Origin of the sequence: Bifidobacterium sp. RTP21102st3_E2_RTP21102_210122, assembly GCF_040916945.1 — a bacterium.
GTDB classification, from domain to species: Bacteria; Actinomycetota; Actinomycetes; order Actinomycetales; family Bifidobacteriaceae; genus Bifidobacterium; species Bifidobacterium longum.
Genome location: NZ_JBCPAN010000007.1, coordinates 21011 through 42076, shown reverse-complemented (window position 1 = coordinate 42076; position 21066 = coordinate 21011). Strand labels below are relative to the sequence as shown.

Annotated in this window: 13 protein-coding genes and 1 tRNA gene; 3 read left to right on the top strand and 11 right to left on the bottom strand. The window is 60.2% G+C overall.

Translation table 11 applies throughout. The features are described 5' to 3' along the window. Nucleotides 1-39 precede the first annotated feature (39 nt). A complete protein-coding gene (locus tag AB5287_RS08560; protein WP_007051539.1) occupies nucleotides 40-2748 on the top strand; it encodes an HAD-IC family P-type ATPase in 2709 nt (902 codons plus the stop codon). A gap of 83 nt (nucleotides 2749-2831) precedes the next feature. Here AB5287_RS08560 and AB5287_RS08555 read toward each other — a convergent pair whose 3' ends face one another. The 8 genes from AB5287_RS08555 to rpsF form a co-directional block, all read right to left on the bottom strand. Beyond that, the gene (locus tag AB5287_RS08555; protein ID WP_007051540.1) at nucleotides 2832-3566 is read right to left on the bottom strand and encodes an MIP/aquaporin family protein; all 735 of its coding nucleotides are present in this window, start codon (nucleotides 3564-3566) and stop codon (nucleotides 2832-2834) included. A gap of 233 nt (nucleotides 3567-3799) precedes the next feature. Continuing rightward, on the bottom strand, nucleotides 3800-5479 hold the full coding sequence (gene ptsP, locus AB5287_RS08550; RefSeq protein WP_007051542.1) for a phosphoenolpyruvate--protein phosphotransferase: 1680 nt from the start codon (nucleotides 5477-5479) through the stop codon (nucleotides 3800-3802). Next, the gene (locus AB5287_RS08545) at nucleotides 5479-5739 is read right to left on the bottom strand and encodes an HPr family phosphocarrier protein (RefSeq protein ID WP_007051543.1); all 261 of its coding nucleotides are present in this window, start codon (nucleotides 5737-5739) and stop codon (nucleotides 5479-5481) included. Before AB5287_RS08545 ends, ptsP begins: the two co-directional genes overlap by 1 nt. A 113-nt stretch (nucleotides 5740-5852) precedes the next feature. After that, nucleotides 5853-5926: transfer RNA gene (locus tag AB5287_RS08540), tRNA-Lys, on the bottom strand. A gap of 199 nt (nucleotides 5927-6125) precedes the next feature. Beyond that, nucleotides 6126-6572, bottom strand: coding sequence for a 50S ribosomal protein L9 (gene rplI / locus AB5287_RS08535; protein ID WP_007051544.1), 447 nt, complete (start codon nucleotides 6570-6572; stop codon nucleotides 6126-6128). Nucleotides 6573-6591: 19 nt separating this feature from the next. After that, nucleotides 6592-6840, bottom strand: a complete 249-nt coding sequence (gene rpsR, locus AB5287_RS08530) for a 30S ribosomal protein S18 (RefSeq protein ID WP_007051545.1) — start codon at nucleotides 6838-6840, stop codon at nucleotides 6592-6594. A gap of 60 nt (nucleotides 6841-6900) precedes the next feature. Then, nucleotides 6901-7557 carry a single-stranded DNA-binding protein gene (locus AB5287_RS08525; protein ID WP_007051546.1) on the bottom strand — a complete coding sequence of 219 codons (657 nt, stop codon included), beginning with the start codon at nucleotides 7555-7557 and terminating at the stop codon, nucleotides 6901-6903. A gap of 56 nt (nucleotides 7558-7613) precedes the next feature. After that, nucleotides 7614-7904, bottom strand: a complete 291-nt coding sequence (gene rpsF / locus AB5287_RS08520; RefSeq protein WP_003828111.1) for a 30S ribosomal protein S6 — start codon at nucleotides 7902-7904, stop codon at nucleotides 7614-7616. A 164-nt stretch (nucleotides 7905-8068) separates the two neighbouring features. Here rpsF and AB5287_RS08515 point away from each other — a divergent pair, with 164 nt between their 5' ends. Together AB5287_RS08515 and AB5287_RS08510 are read left to right on the top strand one after the other, a co-directional pair. Continuing rightward, a complete protein-coding gene (locus AB5287_RS08515) occupies nucleotides 8069-8551 on the top strand; it encodes a hypothetical protein (protein WP_007056485.1) in 483 nt (160 codons plus the stop codon). A 121-nt stretch (nucleotides 8552-8672) separates the two neighbouring features. Then, nucleotides 8673-9686, top strand: a complete 1014-nt coding sequence (locus tag AB5287_RS08510; protein ID WP_007056506.1) for a ribose-phosphate diphosphokinase — start codon at nucleotides 8673-8675, stop codon at nucleotides 9684-9686. A gap of 75 nt (nucleotides 9687-9761) precedes the next feature. Here the strand turns inward: AB5287_RS08510 and AB5287_RS08505 are convergent, their stop codons facing one another. The 3 genes from AB5287_RS08505 to hypBA2 form a co-directional block, all read right to left on the bottom strand. Next, a complete protein-coding gene (locus tag AB5287_RS08505; RefSeq protein WP_013582354.1) occupies nucleotides 9762-10595 on the bottom strand; it encodes a YggS family pyridoxal phosphate-dependent enzyme in 834 nt (277 codons plus the stop codon). Nucleotides 10596-10725: 130 nt separating this feature from the next. Continuing rightward, nucleotides 10726-14442 (bottom strand): family 43 glycosylhydrolase, encoded by a 3717-nt coding sequence (locus AB5287_RS08500; protein WP_007056298.1) that lies wholly within the window; start codon nucleotides 14440-14442, stop codon nucleotides 10726-10728. 104 nt (nucleotides 14443-14546) lie between these two features. Beyond that, nucleotides 14547-20378 carry a beta-L-arabinobiosidase HypBA2 gene (gene hypBA2, locus AB5287_RS08495; protein WP_368221054.1) on the bottom strand — a complete coding sequence of 1944 codons (5832 nt, stop codon included), beginning with the start codon at nucleotides 20376-20378 and terminating at the stop codon, nucleotides 14547-14549. Nucleotides 20379-21066 lie beyond the last annotated feature (688 nt).

Sequence of the window (21066 nt, the reverse complement as noted above, 5' to 3'; positions counted from 1 at the left end):
ACTGTTGTTCAGTACAACAAACAAGGGGAAGGAACGGTTATGGAGCTCAGCATCTTCTCGGCCGCCACGGCGCTGATAGCGGCGGCCGCATTGACATGGCTGGTACTGCGGTTCTTCTTCGGAACGCAGAAAGCCACGGCCGGGGCCATGGACGCCTCCGGCGAACGCCAATCCGCAACAATCACCGTCAAGGGCGGGTACTCCCCCGCCGTGATCAGCATGCGCACGGGTACGCCGATCACGCTGACTTTCGATCGACAGGAGACCGGCGAATGCACTTCGCATGTGGTGTTCGCGGATCTGGGGCTTGACGCCATGCTGCCGGGCAACGCCACCACCGACGTGGAACTACCGGCGTTGCCGGCGGGCGAATATCCGTTTGCATGCGGCATGAATATGGTGCATGGGTTGTTGAGGGTTGAGGGAGAGGAGAGTAAGGACGGTGCGGATAAGGACGGGCTTCGCCCGCGTGCTGACGGCTCGGCCGAAGCCGAGGGGGTCTCTCCCTCAGACTTGCGGGTTGGAGCTCCGGTTGTGGATGCGGCGGAGGCCGAGCGGCGAGAGGCGGCTGAACGCGCCAATGAGATCAAGGCGCTGACGAAGCTGGTGATTGTGGGCGCGGTACTGACGTTGCCGGTATTCGCCGTCACCATGCTGCATATGGCCAATCCCGCGCTGGTGCCGCATTGGATGGTGAACCCGTGGCTGCAGGCCATTCTCATCACGCCGGTGATGTTCTACTGCGGGCGTCCGATCCACACGGTCGGCTTCCCCGCGCTGGCGCACCGCTCCCCCGACATGAACTCGCTGGTCTCGCTGGGCACTTCGGCCGCCTACCTGTATTCGCTGGTGACCTGCATCGCCCCGTGGGTGTTCCCGGAGGGCTCGCGCGAGCCGTATTTCGAATCGGTCGGCGTGGTCATCACCCTGGTGCTGGTCGGCCGCCTGCTGGAGGCCAAGGCCCGCGAAGGCACCGGCAAGGCGGTGCAGTCGCTTATCAGACTGCGCCCGCGCACCGCGCACAAGCTCAACGCCACTTCCGCAGACAATGTGGACGGCATCGAATGGCGTAATCCGGCGCATTTCACGGACACCGACATCGACGCCATCGTCACCGGCGACCTGCTGATCGTCAAGAACGGCGAGCGCGTGCCCACGGACGGCGTGATCGTGGCCGGCGAGGCGCGTATCGACGAATCGATGATCACCGGCGAATCCAAGCCGGTCTCCAAAACCGCAGGCGACCCGGTGACCGGGGCCACCGTGCTGCTCAAGGGCGACTGCGTGATGCGCGCCACCCAAGTCGGCGCGGACACGGTACTCTCGCAGATCGCGGCGATGGTGGCCCGCGCCCAGGCGACCAAGGCGCCGGTGCAGCAACTGGCCGATAAGATCGCCCGGTATTTCGTACCGGCGGTGATGATCATCGCCATCTGGACGTTCGCCATCTGGGTGTCACTGGGCCCGGCGCCGCAACTGGCGCACGCGCTGGTCACTGCGGTCAGTGTGCTGATCATCGCCTGCCCGTGCGCGCTGGGACTGGCCACGCCGCTGTCGGTGACGGTCTCGCTGGGCTTGGGCGCCACCAACGGCGTGCTGGTCACCAGTGCCAAGGCGCTGGAACAGGCGCGTCGCATCGGCACCGTGGTGTTCGACAAGACCGGCACCATCACGCGCGGCGTGGTGGACGCGGCCGCCGACTGGGACAAGCCGAGCTACGAGCAGGACACAGTCAAGGAAGGCTCGCGTGAGGCCGTCGCGGCGTTGCGCGCACGCGGCATCCGCACGGTGATGCTGTCGGGCGACAAGGCCGAGGTAGCCGGGCGCATCGCCCGCGAAGTCGGCATCGATACGGTGATCTGCGAGGTCAAGCCGGACGGCAAGGCCTACTGGATCGCCAAACTGCAGCGCGAACGCGACGAGGCCGCCGCCAAGTCCGCGTACGGCACCTCCCGCACGGCCGCACAATCCCGCACTCTGATTGCGATGGTGGGCGACGGCATCAACGACGCCCCCGCGCTGGCTCAGGCGGATCTCGGCATCGCCATCGGCACCGGCACGGACGTGGCGATGCAGTCGGCGGACGTGACCTTGATGAGCGGCGACTTGCGCGGCGTCATCAAGACCATCAACCTGTCCAATGCCACGATGCGCAACATCCGCGAGAATCTGGGGTGGGCGTTCGGCTACAACGTCATCGGCATTCCGGTGGCCGCCGGCGTACTCTACCCGTTCACCGGCTGGCTGTTGAGCCCGATGATCGCGGGTCTGGCGATGGCGTTGAGCTCAGTGTGCCTGGTGCTGAACGCGAACCGGCTGCATGGAGCGAACATCAACGTGGGTGCTGCCGATGGTCCCGCCGGTTCGGGCAGCAGCACGGCGGATGTCGAATCAGCCGGATCGGCCGAATCCGCCAACGCCGCCAACATCACCGGCTCCGCCACATCCAACGCGCCTCACGAGCCGACCGTCATCATCGACGATCGCACCACGCTGAATCAAACCAATCACGTATCTGACCAATCCAATAATCCAACCAACAAGGAGAACACTATGGATACGGGAATGCACATGCACCACACCGCCCCCGCGGACGGCGAAACCGCCACCGACCCGGTGTGCGGCATGACCGTGGCTGTGAACGCCGATGCGATCACGCGCGAGTATGAGGGCAAGTCCTATTACTTCTGCGGCGAACACTGTGCCACGAACTTCATGAAGGCCCCGCAGGTGTTCCTGGAGCAGTAGTCTCTGCGTTTACCTGATTCAACGACAATGGCCTCCGCCCAAAACGAGCGGAGGCCATTTGCATATATGAATCAATCAACGAATCAGCTGGCGAAGAAGAACACGAACAGCCAAGCGCCGATAATGGCGCCGACAATCGGGGCCACAACCGGGATCCAGGCCTCGCCCCAGCGGGAGGAGCCCTTGTGCGGGATCGGCAGGATGGCGTGCAGCAGACGCGGCATGAGGTCGCGGGCCGGGTTCAGGCCAGGGCCGGTCGGGCCACCCATGGAGGTCACGAGGCCCCACACAATGAAGCCGACGACGATGGAGGCGGCGGCGTAATCCTGCTTGCCCCAAGCCAGGGACAGGCAGCACAGGGCGCCGAAGACGAGCACCAGGGTGCCGAACATCTCGTTGAGGAAGTAGTTGACCTTCTGGTTGTCCGCGTCAGTGGTGCAGAAGGTGCCCAGAATCGCCTCGGCGTCCTCGGTCTCCTTGTAGTGCGGGTAGTAAGTGATGTAGACGATGAGCTGGCCGAGCAGGGCGCCGAGCAGCTGGGCAACGATGTACGGCAGCACGTCGCTCCACGGGAACAGGCCGTTGACGGCCTGGGCGATGGTCATGGCCGGGTTGATGTGCGCGCCGGAGACGCTACCGAACATGAGCACCGGGAACATGACGCCGAAGCCGTAGCCCATGGCGATGTTCAGCCAGCCGGCGTGGTGGCCCTTGGTGTTCTTGAGCTCAACGTTGGCCACGGAGCCGTTGCCGAAGATCATCAGAATGGCGGTGCCGAAGAACTCGGCGGCCAGCTTGGTAAAGAGAGGATAATCCACTGCTTCTTCTTTTCTCTTCGCCGCGCAACAGGCATGGCTGACTGTTCACGGCATTCTGTGTGACTGGAAATCCGTTCGCGGAGCCGGCGACGCGATTTACGCTGGGCGCGAAAGCAAACGTGGTGATTGTACACTTTGCCCCACGACGAAATGCCGGCAAGATGCGATGTCGAATGTCCAGCCGAATGCAATGCCCAAAAAGCCATCGGAATCAGCCGAAGCGACCTTGAATCTCAGTGGTTGCGAATGACGTTGCGCAGGGGCAGGACGCTGGTGGGCGAGACGGACAGTTCGTCGATTCCTAGGCGCAGGAACGTATCGGTCAGGCTCAAGTCTGCGCCAAGCTCGCCGCAGATGCCGCACCAGATGCCATGACGATGGGCAGCCTCGATAGTCATCTGGATCATGCGCAGCACAGCTGGTGAATGCGGGTCGGCAAAGCGTTCGAGACTCGGGTTCTGACGGTCACAGGCCAGCGTGTACTGGGTCAGGTCGTTGGTGCCGATGGAGAAGAAATCGACTTCGGCGGCCAGCTCGTCGGCCATAATGACCGACGCAGGCGTCTCAATCATAACGCCGATCTGGATACTCTCGTTGAAGTCGATGCGCTCGCCGCGCAGCTCGCTTTTGGCTTCTTCAAGAATCCGCTTGGCGTCGCGTACCTCCTGCACAGAGGTGATCATGGGCAGCATAATGGCGATGTTGCCGTATGCTGAGGCGCGCAATAATGCGCGTAACTGGACTTTGAAAATCTCCGGGCGGGTCAGGCAGATGCGGATTGCCCGGTAACCAAGCGCGGGATTATCCTCGTGGCTCAGATTGAAGTAGTCGACCTGTTTGTCCGCGCCGATGTCGAGCGTACGGATGATGACCGGACGGTCGCCCATCTCCTGTGCGACTTGTCCGTATGCATCGAACTGAAATTCCTCGGTCGGCCAGTCCTCGCGTTCCAGATACAGGAACTCACTGCGGAACAAGCCGATGCCCTCAGCATCGTTGGCCAGCACGGCGGCTGCGTCAGAGGGACGGCTGATGTTGGCGTACAGGTGGACCCGCTGACCGGACTTGGTTTCGGTGGGCTTGCCCTTGAGCTTCCGCAGGAGGCTTAGGTGCTCCTCAGCCTCGGCCTTCCTGCGCCGGTATTCGGTCAGCGTGGCCTCGTCCGGGTCGACGAATACCGCACCGCTGGTGCCGTCGATTACGGCAACGTGACCATCATCGGCCGGGTCAAAGGCGTCGCCGATACCTGTGATGGCGGGCAGGCCCATCGTGCGCGCCAGAATCGCGGTGTGCGAGTTCGCTGAGCCCTTGGCGGTCACGAGGCCCAAAACCTTAGCGCGGTCGAGCTGCGCGGTATCGCTGGGAGCAAGATCTTCGGCGAAGATGATGTGGCTTTCGCCGTTCTGCGCGATCCCGTTCTGCACAATACCGTTCTGCACAGCATCGCCTTGTACACTGCCATCCTGCGCCGTGCTATCGCGTTTGCCTTGCAGCACGTTCATCACGCGGCGAGAAACATCCTTGACATCAGCGGCTCGAGCCTGCATGGTCGAGCTATCCATCGCAGCGAACATGGCGGCGAACTGTTCGGCGGCGCTCTTCACCGCGAATTCGGCGTTCACCTTGTCTTGCGCAATCAAACCTTCGACGCATTCCGCATAGTCCGGGTCCTGGAGCATAAGCCGATGGGCGTCGAACAGTTCGGCCTTGTTTTCGCCGAACTCAGCGGCGACGTTGTCACGCAGTTGCTTGAGCTGAGCGACGGCCGTGTCACGGGCCGCGCGGAATCGATCCATCTCGGCCTGCGGGTCGTCGATTAAGCGGCGTTCTACGGCATAATCTACGGCGGCGAGCACGCGGACCGTGCCGATAGCAATGCCAGCGGATACGCTGACGCCCTGTATCGTTCTCATTACAGGTGCTCCTTGAGGAATCGCTCGAACTCTGCAGCAGCGACAGCTTCATCGTTGCCCTGCACCCGAACCGTAACCTCGTCACCTTGTTGAACATCAAGTCCCATAACACCGAAGATACGCTTGGCATCCACGGATTTTCCACCGTAGGCAACGGTGATGCTCGATTCATATTCCTGCGCTTTGGCAACCAACCGGCCAGCCGGGCGGGCGTGCATGCCTTCGGGGTCGGATACGGTGAACGTGAATATCTGAGGCATGACGTTGCTCCTTACACGTCCGGCCGTCACGCGCGAAGACGGCCTTTCCGCACCAGCTACGGACTGATACTGGAAAAAACAAAAAACCGGAATCTTTCGATTCCGGTTGTCTGTGCCCCCGCAGGGATTCGAACCCTGGACACGCTGATTAAGAGTCAGCTGCTCTAACCAACTGAGCTACAGGGGCTTGGTTAGATGTTGAAGTATTCCTTGCAACAGGTGATAAATATACTCAGATTTGAAGCGAATGCAACTCTCGGCGTGTCGCGCCTATTTCCGGCGTTTTTGCTAATACAAAAATCCCCCATGCGGCGCAAACCGCACGGGGGATGATGCTTAAGCTCAGACTCTTGGTCTGTGTGATTCCAGCACTAGGCCGGAATGACTCACTCGGCCACGACCTTCACGAAGAAGGAAGCGGTGATCTCCGGGTGGAGGGCCACCTTGGCGGGGAAATCGCCGGTGGTCTTGATGGTCTCGACCTCGATGGCCTTCGGGTTCACCGCAGCCTTGTCGGACAGAGCGACGGCGATGGCCTCGTTGGAGATACCACCGAACAGCTTGCCGGACTCGGACACCTTGGCGGCGATCTCGACGGTAGTGCCCTCGATGGCGGCCTTAGCGGCGACGGCGTCCTCGCGGGTAGCGACGGCCTTGGCCAGACGAGCGCGCTTCATAGCGACGATCTGAGCCTCAGCGCCCTTGGTCCACGCGAAAGCGAGGCCCTGCGGGAACAGGTAGTTGCGGGCGTAGCCGGACTTCACGTCGACAACGTCACCGGAATGGCCCAGGTTGGACACGGTCTTGGTGAGAATAACCTTGGTTTCAGCCATTGTTCAAAGCCTCCCTAACTCAGCGACCCGAGGTGGCGTACGGCAGCAGGGCCATCTCGCGGGCGTTCTTGATCGCCTTGGACAGCTCACGCTGCTCCTGCACGGTCACGCCGGTGATACGACGGGAACGGATCTTGCCGCGATCGGAAATGAACTTACGCAGCAGCGCAACGTCCTTGTAATCGATCTCGGTGACCTTGGCGGCCTTCAGCGGGTTCGGCTTCTTCTTGAACGGCTTGACCGGCGGTTGCGGCCTCTTACGTGACATGATGTTCTCCTTATAAATCTTGATATTGATTGCTGCTGGCAGCGGGGAGGCAAGTACTGATCAGAACTCCGGGTCGGAATCGTCGCCGCCGAAATCGGAGGAAGCGCCGAACGTGGAGAAGCTACCGGCATCAGATGCACCGGCATTACTCCACGGGTCGACCGCAGGAGCGGACGGGTTGGCGGGAGCGGCAGACTGCTGGGAGTATCCAGCGCCACCACCCTGATAGCCACCGTTGTAACCGCCCTGGCCACCGGCATAACCACCTTGGCCACCCTGGTTGCCATAGCCCTGATTGGACTGCTGACCACCCTGGAAACCACCGGAACGACCCTGGAAGCCGCCCTGACCGGACGACTGGCGAGTCACCTGTGCGGTGGCGTAGCGCAGGGAGGGCCCGATCTCATCGAGCTGCATCTCCACGACGGTTCGCTGGGAACCATCCTGTGCCTGATAGGAACGCTGCTGGAGGCGACCGGTGGCAATCACGCGCATGCCCTTCTTCAGGGACTGGGCGCAGTGGTCGGCCAGATCACGCCAAGCGGAGCACCTCATGAACAGCGCCTGACCATCCTCGAACTGGTTGGTCTGACGATTCCAGGTTCGCGGGGTGGAAGCAATCGTGAAGCTCGCCACGGTCGCACCGCTGCCAATAGTGCGCAGCTCGGGGTCCGCAGTGAGGTTGCCCACGATGGTGATGACGGTTTCACCTGCCATAACGGTCCTTCTTACTTACCTTGAATACCAGCTGTTCAGCTGACTAAACGCTTGATTCAGCCCTTACGAAGAATCTTCGTACGGATCACGGATTCGTTGAGGTTCAGAACACGGTCAAGCTCATCGCTGGTAGCGGGCTCGGCGGTGTACTTCACCACGACGTAGTTGCCTTCGGTCTTACCGGCAATCTCATAGGCGAGCTTGCGACGGCCCCAGTAATCGGGCTCATCGAAAGAGCCGCCTTCCTTGGTGACGAGTTCCAGATACTGCTCGGTCAGCTTCTTCAGACCGCGCTCATCCAGCTCAGGATCGGCGATGAACATCAGTTCGTACTTGTGCGCAGACATCACCCACCTCCTTCGGACTATTCGGCCACGGACGTTCCGTGGCAGGAGTGTGTATGCGTGTTAGCCCATGACGCAGCACCAAACCGGCACCGCCTCTTCGGGCAACTTGGACAGTCTATATATGAGGCGGGACAGGGTATGCCCATATTCTTGCCGGTTTCGCGATGCCCACCGTTTTGGCCAAGCCCACGCAGCCCGCGGCTCCCATCACTCCCGGAGCGGCACCGGTAGCCGCACCTGGCGCGACCTCCACCACCATGAATGAGCAACAGAAGAAAATCTTCATCATCGTTGGTGCCGTGGCCGGCTTCCTCGTGCTGTTCGGTATCGTGTATGGCGTGCTGTCTTCCGCCGTGTTCAGCGCGAAGAGCGTTGCGAACAGCTATGTGGCCGCCATCTCCTCCGGCAACTACGACAAGGCCAACACCATCGCCGATCCTCACGTGAATACGAACCAGCGCGCACTGCTGACCAGCAAGGCATCCTCGGGCGAGAACACGCGCATCACCAACGCGCGCATCTCGCAGACCTCCAATAATGCCGATGGCACCGTGAGCGCCCAGCTGACGTACACGCTTGAAGGCAAGGAGGTCAACGGCAACTTCACCATCAAAGACAATAAGGTCAGTGTCGAGTTCTCCGAGTGATTTCGGCAATCTCAACACTCTTACGAAATAAGCACCCCGCCGTGGCGTTCGCTGCGGCGGGGTGCTTGTACACTGGTTAAGGCGTAAATCACACAGCGACTCAAACAAAGGATGCGAACGCATGTCGGCGATTCTTGAAGGCACTCCGGATAAACGACTCGTATTGGTCACGGGCCGCGCCTACCCCGAGCTAGCTGAGAAGGTGGCCGAATGTTTGGGAACCGAAATCCTCGAAACCACGTCCTATGACTTTGCCAATGGCGAGATGTACGTGCGTTTCACCGAACCGGTGCGTGGTGCGGACGTGTTCGTGCTGCAGTGTCATTCGGGCGATATCAACAAGTGGATCATGGAACAGCTCATCATGATCGACGCTTTGAAGCGCGCCTCCGCCAAGTCGATTACCGTGGTGGCGCCCTTCCTCGGCTACTCGCGCCAGGATAAGAAGCACCGCGGTCGTGAGCCCATCACCGCCCGTCTGATTTTCGATCTGTTCCACGCCGCCGGTGCAGACCGCATTATGACGGTCGATCTGCACGCCGCTCAGGAGCAGGGTTTCTTCGATGGTCCGGTCGATCATCTAACCGCCATGCCGGTGCTGCTCGATTACGTGCGTTCCACCCTTGATCTGGGCAACACCACCATCGTGTCCCCGGATGCCGGCCGTATCAAGGTGTCCGAACAGTGGGCCGCCAAGCTAGGCAATCTGCCGCTGGCATTCATCCACAAACAGCGTGATATTACTCGTCCGAACCATGCCGAGGCACATGGCATTATCGGCGATGTCGACGGCCGCGACTGCGTGGTCATCGACGACATGGTCGATACCGCCGGTACTATCTGCGAAGCCGTGCGCACCCTGAACGAATCCGGCGCCAAGTCGGTGACGCTGGTCGCCACCCATGGCCTGCTCTCCGGCCCGGCCGTGGAGCGCCTGTCTCACTGCGGCGCGCATGAAATCGTGTTTATGGACACCGTGCCGATTCCCGAAGAGAAGCGCCTGCCGAATATGACCGTACTGTCTTGCGCACCGCTGCTGGCCGCGGGTATTCGCTCCGTGTTCGAGGAAGGTTCCGTGGCGATTCTGCTCGACGGCCTGCCCGAGGACATGCGTCCGCGCAATATCTATGCGTGATTGATACGCCGAAAATCCTTACGAAAAAACGCCGCTTGGCTATTGATCAAGCGGCGTTTTTTCGTATAGCTCCAATCAGATGAAGGCGCGCTCGCCGAAGATGGCGGTGCCGACGCGCACGATGGTGGAGCCTTCTTCGATGGCGTAGGTCATGTCGTGGGTCATGCCCATGGACAGTTCGGTGCAGTCGGCCGTGCCTTCGGCACCGGAGGCAATAATCTGGTCGCGCGTGCGGCGCAGATGCGCGAAGCCCGCACGAATCGTGCGCTCATCATCCACATGGGCGCCAATGGTCATCAATCCCTGCAAGCGCAGTCCGCCCATCGCACCGATGCGCTGGGCCAAGTCGATGGCGTGGCTGGGTGCACAGCCGGACTTCGATTCCTCGCCGGATTCGTTCACCTCCAGCAACACGCCGACCGTGATGCCGCGCATGGTGGCACGGCGGGCGATCTTTTCCGCCAGTTCGATGGAATCCACGGATTCGATGGTGTCCACTACCGGCAGCACCTTGCCGATTTTATTGGCTTGCAATTGGCCGATGAGATGGAAAGGAATATGCGTTGCAGCTGCGGCATTGGCCGTGTCAGCCTCAGCGGCATCAATCACGCCTAGCGAATAACCACGCTCCCCCAGTCGTTTTGCCAGACCGTCAGCCTTGACAGTAATCTCCTGTGGACGATTCTCACCAATCACGCGAATACCAGCATCGATAGCCGCCAGAATCTCGCCGACATCGCGCGTCTTGGTGGCAGCCAGCAATTGGACCGAACCGGCAGCACGCCCGGCTGCGGACTCCGCTGAGGCAATCCGGTCAAGCACGCGATGCACACCATCAGTAATCTCTTGTGCGCGCGCCTGATCGATAACTTCGTTGGCGAGATCCTTATGGTCCATGTATGCCGTCATTGCTGCCCCTGTTCGTAGATTCCCCACCATCGTAGTCTCATACGCGCACATAATGCTTGTTATTGAACAAAAGTGAAGCCCCCGCTGTTCATGCGCGGGGGCTTGGTGATGCTAGGCCGAGCGAGTGGGACTAGCAGGTACCGGACTTGCGGCGCTTGAGGATGATTACACCCGCAACAGCAAGTACCACGGCGAGGATGCCAACACCAAGCACGGCTGCACCGGTGTCAGGTATCTTCTTGTGCTTGCCGGAGTCTGCATCACCCTTGTTCTGGTTGGAATCGTTGCCTTGGTTGGGCTTGTCCGTGCCGGAACCGGGCTTATCGCCACCCTGGCCAGGCTTCGTGGTGCTCTTCTCAACCAGACCCGCGATGGCATCGCTGATTGCCTCAGTCGCAGCCTGTACGTCAGACTGGGCGGCCTGACCATCACTCGTCAGCGCATTCGCCGTAGCGACTGCCGAATCAAGCACGGCCAGCGATTCATCAGTCCACTTTGTGCGATCCACGGCAGCAGCGGCATCGAGCTGAGCGCTCAGCGCGGCACGATCTTGCACCGTAGCTACAAGCACCAGCTTCTTCGCTGCCTGCTTCAGCTGGGTTGCGGCATCCACCACCGCAGCTTCGGTGGCATCCTCAGCCTTATACACCTGCTGCGCCGAATCCAATACCGCCGCGTACTCCGCCCATGAAGTCTCGGTGTACTTGGAGGCATCGTCAGCCTTAGGCGAGTCAGCGAGCGCCTGCTTGAGCTCGGTCTTGTCGATCGGTGTGGGCTCAGGCGGCTCAGGCGTACTGTCGTCAATGGCATGAACCTGCCATTCGGCAACAGCCGGAGAAGCCGAGCCGGACGTGATAACCATACGCAACTTGGTAGTCTTGACCGGAGTGTTCCACGTGCCATCAGACCACCCCTTGGCATCGCCGGTGGCCCAGCCAGCAGACGGTGAATTGGCGGTCACAGTGTAGGTGGCGTCGGGAATATCCACGAAGTTGCCGGCACCGTTGTTCGCCAAGGCGTCCCAGTACTGCAATTCCCACGATGCCGGAATACCCAATCCGCCATCATCCGAGGTGAATTGCACGCGGCTAGAGTCGATAGTCACTTCACGGTCCCACTCGTAGTCGAGGCGCATCTCACCGGTGTTGGGCCAAGTGCCCCAGACATCCTCGTTGGCAATGGTGATATCGGGAATGATCTTGCCGTCGTTCAACGCGGCGGCACCCTTGACCCAGCCGGATGCCTTGCCGTCCACATCGGTGGCGGTGGCATCGCCCTCAATGTAGCCGGTCAGCGGCACGGAAGTGTCGGATGGAATGTCGGTTTTCGCCGAAGCGGACACGTTGCCGGCCTTATCGGTGGCGCGGTAGTACACGGTGGCGCGCGACGCGCTCGGTGCAGCAATCGGCTTGCTGTACGTGGCCCATTGACCGTCTGTGCCAATGCGGTATTCAATTGATGCGACACCGGAACCGGTGCCGTCATCAGCGGTCAAGGTCAGCGTGCGCTCCTCCTTATCGGCGGCGGCGGTCACGGTTGGCGCGGCGGAGTCCACCTTGCCGCCGGCCTTGGCCACGTCGGAAACGTTGCCGGCCTGATCGGTGGCGCGAGCCCACACTTCGACATCGCCCTGCTGGGAAAGCGTGGCAATGGCCGCGTTTGCATTCGCGGCGATGGTGGTCCAGCTCTTGCCTTGATCAGCGGAAATCTCCAGCTTGGCGATAGGTGCGGTGTCGTCCGTGGCCTGCACGGTGGCGAACGGAGCGGTGGTGAGCCACTCGCTATTGCCTGCGTTAGCAGTAACGGCAACGGTTACAGTCGGCTTCGTGGTATCAGCGGCAGGCTGGTAGCCGTCCTGCACGGTGACATTTACCGACACATTGCCCTGCTCGCTTGCCTCACCGGGCACGCCGGCGACCACGCCGTAGGCCGTAAACGAACCGACCTTGGCATACGAGGAAGCATCAACTGGACGCCAAATTACTGGGGAGGCAACGGTTGGGTTCCCGTACTTCACATCCACTGTGGCCGGCAGAGTAGGCGCAGTACCGGTGGCGGTGGTCACGCTCTTCGGCGCAGTGATTGCCGGCGATTCGCTGGAGTCGGAGCCGACTTCCCATTCAGCAACGGCCACGGAGGCATAGCCGCCATCCACAGCTTGACCGGTCATGTCGAGCTTTAAGGCAGTAGTGGTCACCGCATCGAAGGTGACGGCGTTGGGGTTGGCCTTGCCTGTGGTCGTTGTATAGGCACTCGGGTTGGTGACATCCTTCCATGTGCCGTCCGCGTCCAAGTACTGAATCTTCCACGAGGCGGGCGCGCGCAGAGCGTTGGAATCCACGTCGAACCAAACCTTAGACGAGTTGACGCGCACAGTGCCATCCCATTGGTAGACCAGAGAATCGCCGGACTGCGATTGCGGGATAGAACGGTAGTTGGTCCAGTGATTCGGCGGGACCACAGCGGTTTGCAACACACGGCCGTCGTTCACCGAACCCTTCCAAGCAGGCGTTTCAGTGAACGTGGCGCTCACCTTTGCGTACGGAGCCACGTTGGTGGAGGGCTGCGTTTTCTCGGCCTTGGTTGGATGGGCGGTGGAAACCATCTGGCCGTCGGCGGTCCAATCGACTTCATCAATGCACACGGCACGGCGGAAATCGGTGCCGCCTTCCTTGTCGCCGGTGTGATAGGTCACATACCATTTGTCGCCGAACTGGAGCACCGAGGGGTGCATCGTGGTGGCCGAGCCAGAAGGCACGATTACGCCTTGGTACTTCCATGGGCCGAGCGGGCTGTCGGAAGTGGAGTACTGGATGCAAGCTTGATAGTTCGATTCCACGCAGGTGGCTGTACCTGAGCCCGGCTTACCGCCGTCGTACACGTTGTAATAGGTATCGCCCTTACGGAACACCCACGCCGCCTCGAAGAATCCCTTCGGGCCGTTCGCGTTGCTGTCCGCGTCCTTCATGGTGTGGAGGTTCGGCGTGGTGCCATCAGCCTTGGTTTCCACCTCGGTGTATGAGGTGCGGCCGGTTGTGGCGTCCTTCTTCATCTTGATGGCGAGCTGAGTGCCGAACGTACCAAAGTGCAAATATCCGGTGCCATCCTCGTCCACAAAGAATGCCGGATCGATGGTTTCAATCTGGGTTTGCGATGTGGTGAGCAGCGGCTTGCCGATGGCATCCTTCCACGGGCCGAGCGGACTCTTCGACTTGGCCACGCCGATGGCGAACGGGTCCTGTCCAGCCGCCTCAGAAGCCTTGTCCTTCACCGGCACGTAGTAGTAGAACCAATCATCGGAAGTGTCGCTCGGGGTGCCGTTATCGTCGGCTACGACTTGGCCGGCGTACGCGCCATCGCCGGTGGCCCAGCTGAACAGGTCTGCCTTGGCGATGGTCTTGTAATGTGTCCATTTGCCTTGATTCAGGCCGTCTTCATCGGTGACGTATACGCCCCAGTCCTTCATGTTGAAGGAGCCGTAGTCGGGCGAAGCCTCATCGTGACCGGTGAAGACGAAGAGTTTGCCGTCATAGCTCAGCGCGGATGCATCTGCAGAGTAGTAGTTCTGCGAAAGATCGTTCGGGGTGTCAATACCCTCGTTCTGCCCGATGGGGTTGCGCATGTAGCTGGGCAGTGCGCTATTGTCGATTTGGGTGACGGTGACATCAGGATTGTTATACGGCAGTTCGTTATACGCGTGACCGGCAACGCTGGGCGCGTTGTCAGCGGTGGCTGAATCGGCGGCCATTGCGGTCGGCGCAAGGGCAAGGCCTGACAGCAATGTCGCTGCGGCGACGAGTCCACCGGCCACCGCGCGAACCGATTGCGCGGATACATGGAAACTCATAGTGCTCCTCATTGAGTGAGTGAAAAGAGTAATGATGGGTAGAAGGAAAAGGCTAGAGCCCCCTCTGTGAGGGGGCTCACTCGGCAGAATGACTCCGTTGCGGGTCAGGCCGAGTGGCGAGCCGAACCGTGGTCGCCGGACTGGCGACGCTTCAGGATGGTCACGCCTGCGGCGGTGAGCAGCACGGCAGCCGCAGCAACTACGGAAACCGCGGCACCAGTCGGAGGCACACGATCACCCTTGTTGTCCTTATCATCCTTATCAGTGTCGGTCACACCAGGCTGCTGGGAGCCGGGCTTCTGCTCAACCTTGGTGGCCCAAAATGCCTTGTCAAGGGCATCCTGTGCGGCATCGACATCGGCCTGCTTGGCATCCTTGTCGTCGTACACCTTCTGAGCGGCGGCAATCTGGCTCTGCAGAGCCTGCCATGCCTCCTCGGTGTACTTCGACTTGTCAGCCTTCTTGGCCTGCTCGATGGAAGCCTCGAGGGACTCCTTCTTCACCGTTTCGGCGGCGGGCTTCTCTTCCAAGGCCTTGACGGCCTTGTTCAGCGAAGCGGACGCTTCCTGGACGGCGGCCTGAGTGACCTCACCGACCTCACCGACCTTGAGCACACCTTCCGCAGCCTCGATGGCCTTGTTCAAGGCCTCGACACTCTTATCCGTGTACTTGCCGGAAGCGGCCTCGGCTTTGGCCGCATCGATGGCCGCCTGCAACGTGGACTTCTCCACGTCGGTGGCGAGCGCAACGAGTGCCTTCTGGCCGTCCTCGAGCTTGGTCACCTGCTCGGCGACCTGTTCTGCGGTGGCGTTGGCATCGTCGTACACAGCCTGGGCAGCGTCAATGATTTGCTGGAACTCAGCCCATGAAGCGGCGGTGTAGCGGCTTGCATCGAGGCCGTTGGCTGTGTCAAGAGCCGACTCGAGCGCGGTCTTGTCGACCGGGGTAGGTTCAGGCTCGGTGCCGTCAATACCATGCACGCCCCACTCGGCCACGGCGGCCCCGAAGGTGCTGCTGCCGGTGTACGGAGTGAGCACGAGTCGCAGCGACTTGGTGGTGACCGGCTTGAAGGTCACAGCGCTCCAACCCTTGGCATCGGTATCCGCACGAGAAGCCGGCGAATTACGCACGACGGTGTAATCCTCGGTGGGCTCGACGTCCTTCCAAGAACCATCCTCGGCGAGGTACTGAATCTTCCAAGCGTCCGGGACTTCCAGACCACCCTTCGAATCGTCAGTCTCAGCGAAGTTGGCCCAGAACTGGGCGCGGCTCTGGTCAATGGTCACGGACTGACCGAAGTCGTACTGGGCGTACATGCCGTCCTTTGCCTTGCCCCAAGAACCCCAGACCTTGTCGTTGACGTTCTGATCATCCGTGGTCGGCCAAGTATCATCGACGACTACGCCGTCGTTGAGCTTGCCTTCGGCCGGTGACCAGGTCGCCTCGGAATCAGGCGAAATGGTGGTCCTGGTCGCCTTGCCTTCAATCCAACCGACCAACGGCTCAGGCTCAGGCTCCGGAGTGGAGGAACCGTTCGGGTCGGCAACCACGTGGACAGTGAGCTTGGCAGCTGCGGAAGATGAACCGTCGTCGACGGTACCAGCCACCTCGTAGTCACCAACCTTGGTCAGGTCGATGGCCTTGATGTCGGCATCCTTCCACGTGACCTTGCGGTCGTCGTTGTATCCGTTCGGGAACTTCACCGGAACCGTGGCGGGCAGGTCGATGGACTTGGCGTTCTGGTAGACGGTCTGCTCAACCGGCTGCGCATTACCCACGGTCTGCGATGCGGTATCGGAACGAGCCGCGATGTGTGCAACCGTACCGTTCAGCGCACCGGCGACGGTGCCCTTGACATCGAATACGGCATCGGCGGCCAGCTGAGCGTCGGTCACCTTACCCCACGTGACGGCGAGGTCACGGCGAGAACCGTCGATGTATACGGCGCTCACGGTGGATGGCAGCTTCAGATCATCAGCCTTGGAACCGGTCTGCACCAGTCGGTTGACTTCGTCCACGCTCACCGGCTCGATGGCGTACGCCTCGAACTCGGAAGCACCCACGATGGCGCCCTTCGGGAAGACCACGCGCAGCTTGTCGGTTTCGACGGCGTCGGCGAACTTCACTTCGTTGCCTTCGTTCCGGTTGACCGTGTAGGACTGGCCGTCAGCCAGTTTCACATCCTGCCAGTTACCGTCAGCGTCAGCGTACTGGAGCTTCCAAGATGAGACCATCGGCACGCCACCGCCATCGGTCCAGAAGAAGACCTTGGCCTTCTTCAGCGGCACCTTGCCGGCCCACTTCAGTTGCAGCCACGGCTCCACACCAGTGGAGTCGCCCCAGTTGTTCCAGGTCTCGTTCGGCGTGTTGGCGTATACCACCTGACCGTCGATGACCTTCTTGGCGTTGTCCTTCGGCTGGTAGCCGTTGGTGTAGCTGGCAGAGGCGCTCGACTGCGGGGCTACGTTCACGGTACCGTCAGAGGGGATGCCGTGAACGGTGATTTCCTTGGAGCCTTCCTTCTCGCCATCGGAAGCGGTGAGCTTCAGGACGTAGTCACCCTCCTTGTTGAAGGTGACGGTGGTGCTGGCAGCGGAGGCGTCCACGAACTTCGCAGTACCGCCTTCCGGACCGGAGACCTGGGACCATGTGGTGGTGACGTCGCCTTCTGCGGGCAGACCGTCATCCTTCACCGTACCGACGAGCTTGGCACCAGATGAGGTGCTGGAAGACACGTAAGCATCCACCTGCGGAGTCTGGTTCTCGGAAGTGCCGTCAGCCTTGATACCGGTGTTGTAGGCTTCGATCTCCTTGACACCGACGGCCATGCCGGCCTGCGGCGTGAAGGTGACGCGGATGGTCGTGGTCTCCACCGGAGTGAACTGGATACGGTTGTAGTTCGCGCCCGCGTAGTTCGGGGTGCGCACCTGATCCGCAATCGGGGCCCATGTGCCGTCATCCTTCTGGTACTCCAACTTGTAGTTGGCGGGCTCGGCATAGCCGGAGATGGTCTGGCTGGACGAGCTCTGGTAGAAGTACAAGCGGATGTCGTCGATCTTCTGCTTGCCGTCCTTGAACTTGATATTGAGCGTGTCGGTCTTGTTCTCAGAGCCCTTGGTACCCCAGAACGATTCCATCACGGTCTTGCCGTCCACCGCGTTCTTGGCCGGGTAGTTGGTGTCCTTCTCGGCGTAGGTGGTACCGGTCACGTCCGCGTCCTTGGCCACGTTCGTGGTGGACTTGGAGGCGGAGTCGACGTTGGTGCCGGACTTGGCGAACAGGTCGGTCACGCGCTGATCGGCATTGAAGGTAACCTGATTGGCGGCCTTCACGTTCTTGACGGCTTCGGCGCCGACGGTAACCTGGGCACTGGAATCGTCCTTGACCTCGACCGTTCCCGCAGCCGGGTCATAGATGAGGTGCGCCAGCTTGTCGGAGGTGAAGGCGAGCTTGCCGCCCACGTACAGGCTGTAGCCAGCAGGACCACCGTAGTGGCTGCCGTCCTTGTCCCATACGATGGAGACATCCTGATCGTGGTAGCGCAGGTTGTTTACCGTGAAGTAGTTCCAACCGGGGATTTCGATCGGGTTTAGCTCAATCTTGTTGTCCTCGCGCGGCACCATACCGGCTACGTCCTCGACCATCGTCCAGTTCGTGGTGCCGAGCTGGGTGTGGTGGATCCAGGAGCGGTAGGTGATCTTGCCGCCGTTCTGTGCGGCGTCAAGGTTCTTGTCGAGGTTGTTGATCACGCCGTCACCGTTTACATCGCCGACGTTGTTGTTATCCTCGTTCCAGAACTCGTTTTGATCAAGGTAGTTGTTATCGCCGCCCTGATAGTGCGCGAACGCCACCCAGTACAGCAGTTTCTTGAACTGCTCATTGGTGATGTAGCCATTCTTGGCTGCATCGTAGTTGCGAATACCGGCCGAGTAGACCTGCAGCAGCGGCTGCGCATTAATGATGGAGAAGTTGTTGGAACCGGGGAAGTTCAACGCGGCCTTGTCCGCTTGGTTGGCGGTGAAGAACGGGAAGATCGGGAACTCGTTGGAATCCTCGAACAGGCGCAGAGCCTTGTTGTAATCTTCGTTGCCGGTAGGCATCAGGCCTTCGGAGTACGGGTAGTAGTTATTGATCTCCTTGTACTTGGCGAAAGCACCGTCGTTCAGCCACCTGTGCTTGAGCAGGTTGTCGGACTTGTCCCACAGTTCAGTGGTGACTTCTTTCTGGATCTTGTCGGCGATGGCCTGCATCTTCTCGGCGTTGGCGGTATCGCCAGCAGCCTTGTATGCCTGAGCAGCCGCGTTAGCGTTGGCCCACATATTGGCGGAACCATCGGCGCGATCCATGCGCTGGCCGGAGCGACCCGGCTCAGAGAAGGAAACGGCGTCGGCATCGTTACCGGTCATCGACCACCAGGACCAGTCAATCAAGCTGTTGTCATTGTTGTTCTGGTTGTCGTTGTTGTCCGGCTCGCTCTTGGAAGCGAGTAGACCTTGCACGTCCTCGGCACCCTGGTCGGCCAGCTTCTCGGCCACGGTGGACGGACCGCCGTGCACCTTGTAGGAGTCCCAGCCGGCGCGCGTGATGTACTGCGTGTAGCTATGGTTCCAGTTGGCCGGGTCGCCCGGATTGTCGTGGTAGTAGTAATAGCCCGCCTTGCTCTTCTTGGCGGTATCGCCGGCGGAAAGCCAGGTGCCGTAGGAGTACTCGGGGTTGCGGAACCACTTGGTGTCCATCATGAACATGCCGGAGGTGAGCACGATCTGGTTGTTGTAGCCGAGCACACCCTCGATGGAGGTCGGGTACTGGAAGGTGTTGCCAGGTATGTTGGCGTCGAGCATGTTGAAACGACTCAGCCACCAGCGGTAGACCACGGTCTTATCGATGTTGTCTTCCGGAGTGTCCACATAGGGAGCGTTATCGACCCACCACTTGTTGTAGATGGTCACGGAATCCTTGTAGGAGGCGGCAGCATCCTTAAAGTCGCCGGTGTAACGGGCCTCATATTCCTTGGTGGAGTCAGGCAGTTCGTTGGCGATCAGGCCGAGCTGAATCTTGACGGTCTGCGGTTCGTTGGCCTTGAGGCTCAACGTGCTGGTGAGTTTGCCACCGCTGACGATCCAGTTGGAACCGTCCTGGTTGTTGGCGGAGAAGCGCGGATAGATGGTCGTCAGGTTGTTCTTGACGTTCACGCGGCCAGTAAGTTCGGTGGCACCATCAGCACCCTCGGCGGCGAACGGCGAGGCCGTGGTCAGTGTGACATCGCGGTCCTGCGTGCTTTCCACGGTGAGGTTCGCAACCATCACGTTGTTGTAGGTGATGTACTTAACTTCCTTGATCTTGAGGCTCTTGCCACCGGTCTGGAACAGGGAGGTGAAGTAGCTCGGTGTCTGCTTGCGCTGGGAGGCGTCTTCGTTAAGGGTCTGGTTTGCACCGTCAGCGTTTACGGTAACGGTAAAGCCATCCCTGTTGGTCTCATCCCAGTAGGCGGTGTTACCCACAAAACCGAGCCGATTAGGCGTGTGCGTGTACATGTAGGCGGCGCGACCACGGGTGAACAGGTAGTTGTTGCCGTCGGAGCCTTCATACGAGTAAGAACCCTTGTCGTTCGTGCCTTTACCAGTTGGCTGTGCACCAGTACGGGTGAGAATCTTATCGATCCAGAAGTCATGGTCGGTGTCGGTGCCGGCCAGGTTCTTCACGTCGTTATCGAATGTCTCCTGCAGATAGCTGGCGGCAGGGTTATATGTGGTGTTGTTCGCCGCCGTCTTCATCGGATCATCAGATCCCTTGAACGACGGATATGCCACATCCGCATTCTTGATGACGGGCGTATCGGCTGCCTGCGCGGTGACTGCACCGCCGGTGGCCAGTGTGGCGACCGCTGCAACCGCGCCGATTGACGCAAGCCACCGCTTTCGTGTTGATTGATGCATTCCTGCTTGGACCTCTCCGCCCCGGTCTTTCGCGTCTTCGCTCAGGCTACGTCGCGTCTATGCGACCAGGACTTCTTCTGTGGATGCTGGGCCGCAGAGCCCGTTCTCCATCAGTTTCCTTTATTGGTTATTGGGTTCACCGGAATGAGTGTCTTCAGTAAATCTGGTGTGATATCCGCCATGGATATCCCGGTTGGAGCAATTCACCGAAGCTGATTCCACATCATAACCGAGCGAATACGGTTTCACAACTTTCCCTCAGTGATATCAACCATCTTATACAACAAAAACCCGGTAATTTCTCAGCTTTCGCATTTATTTTCGCATTAGGGCATTGCTGTGTTTCGCCGTGTCGCAGTACCTACGGCGCAACGATTCAGCCTCGCTGAATCAGGAACCAACAGGCTCCCGCTGGCGGGAGCTGGCTCGCAAAGCAAGACTGAGGGTGGCTTACACGGTACCGATTATGACCACCCTCAGTCGACTCCGCCGACAGCTCTCACAGCGGGAGCATATAATTAAAAAATCTCCTGCACGGGTATTACCCCGCACAGGAGACCTCATTCCCCGGATGTGTTTTCGGCTCCAATCGATACTGACATCCGGCCTATGCCGTCATCGACTTATTGCAGACGATGGCGGCATAAGTATTTTTTTGCCGGCCAGTTGCGCGCAGGCCGGCATATCG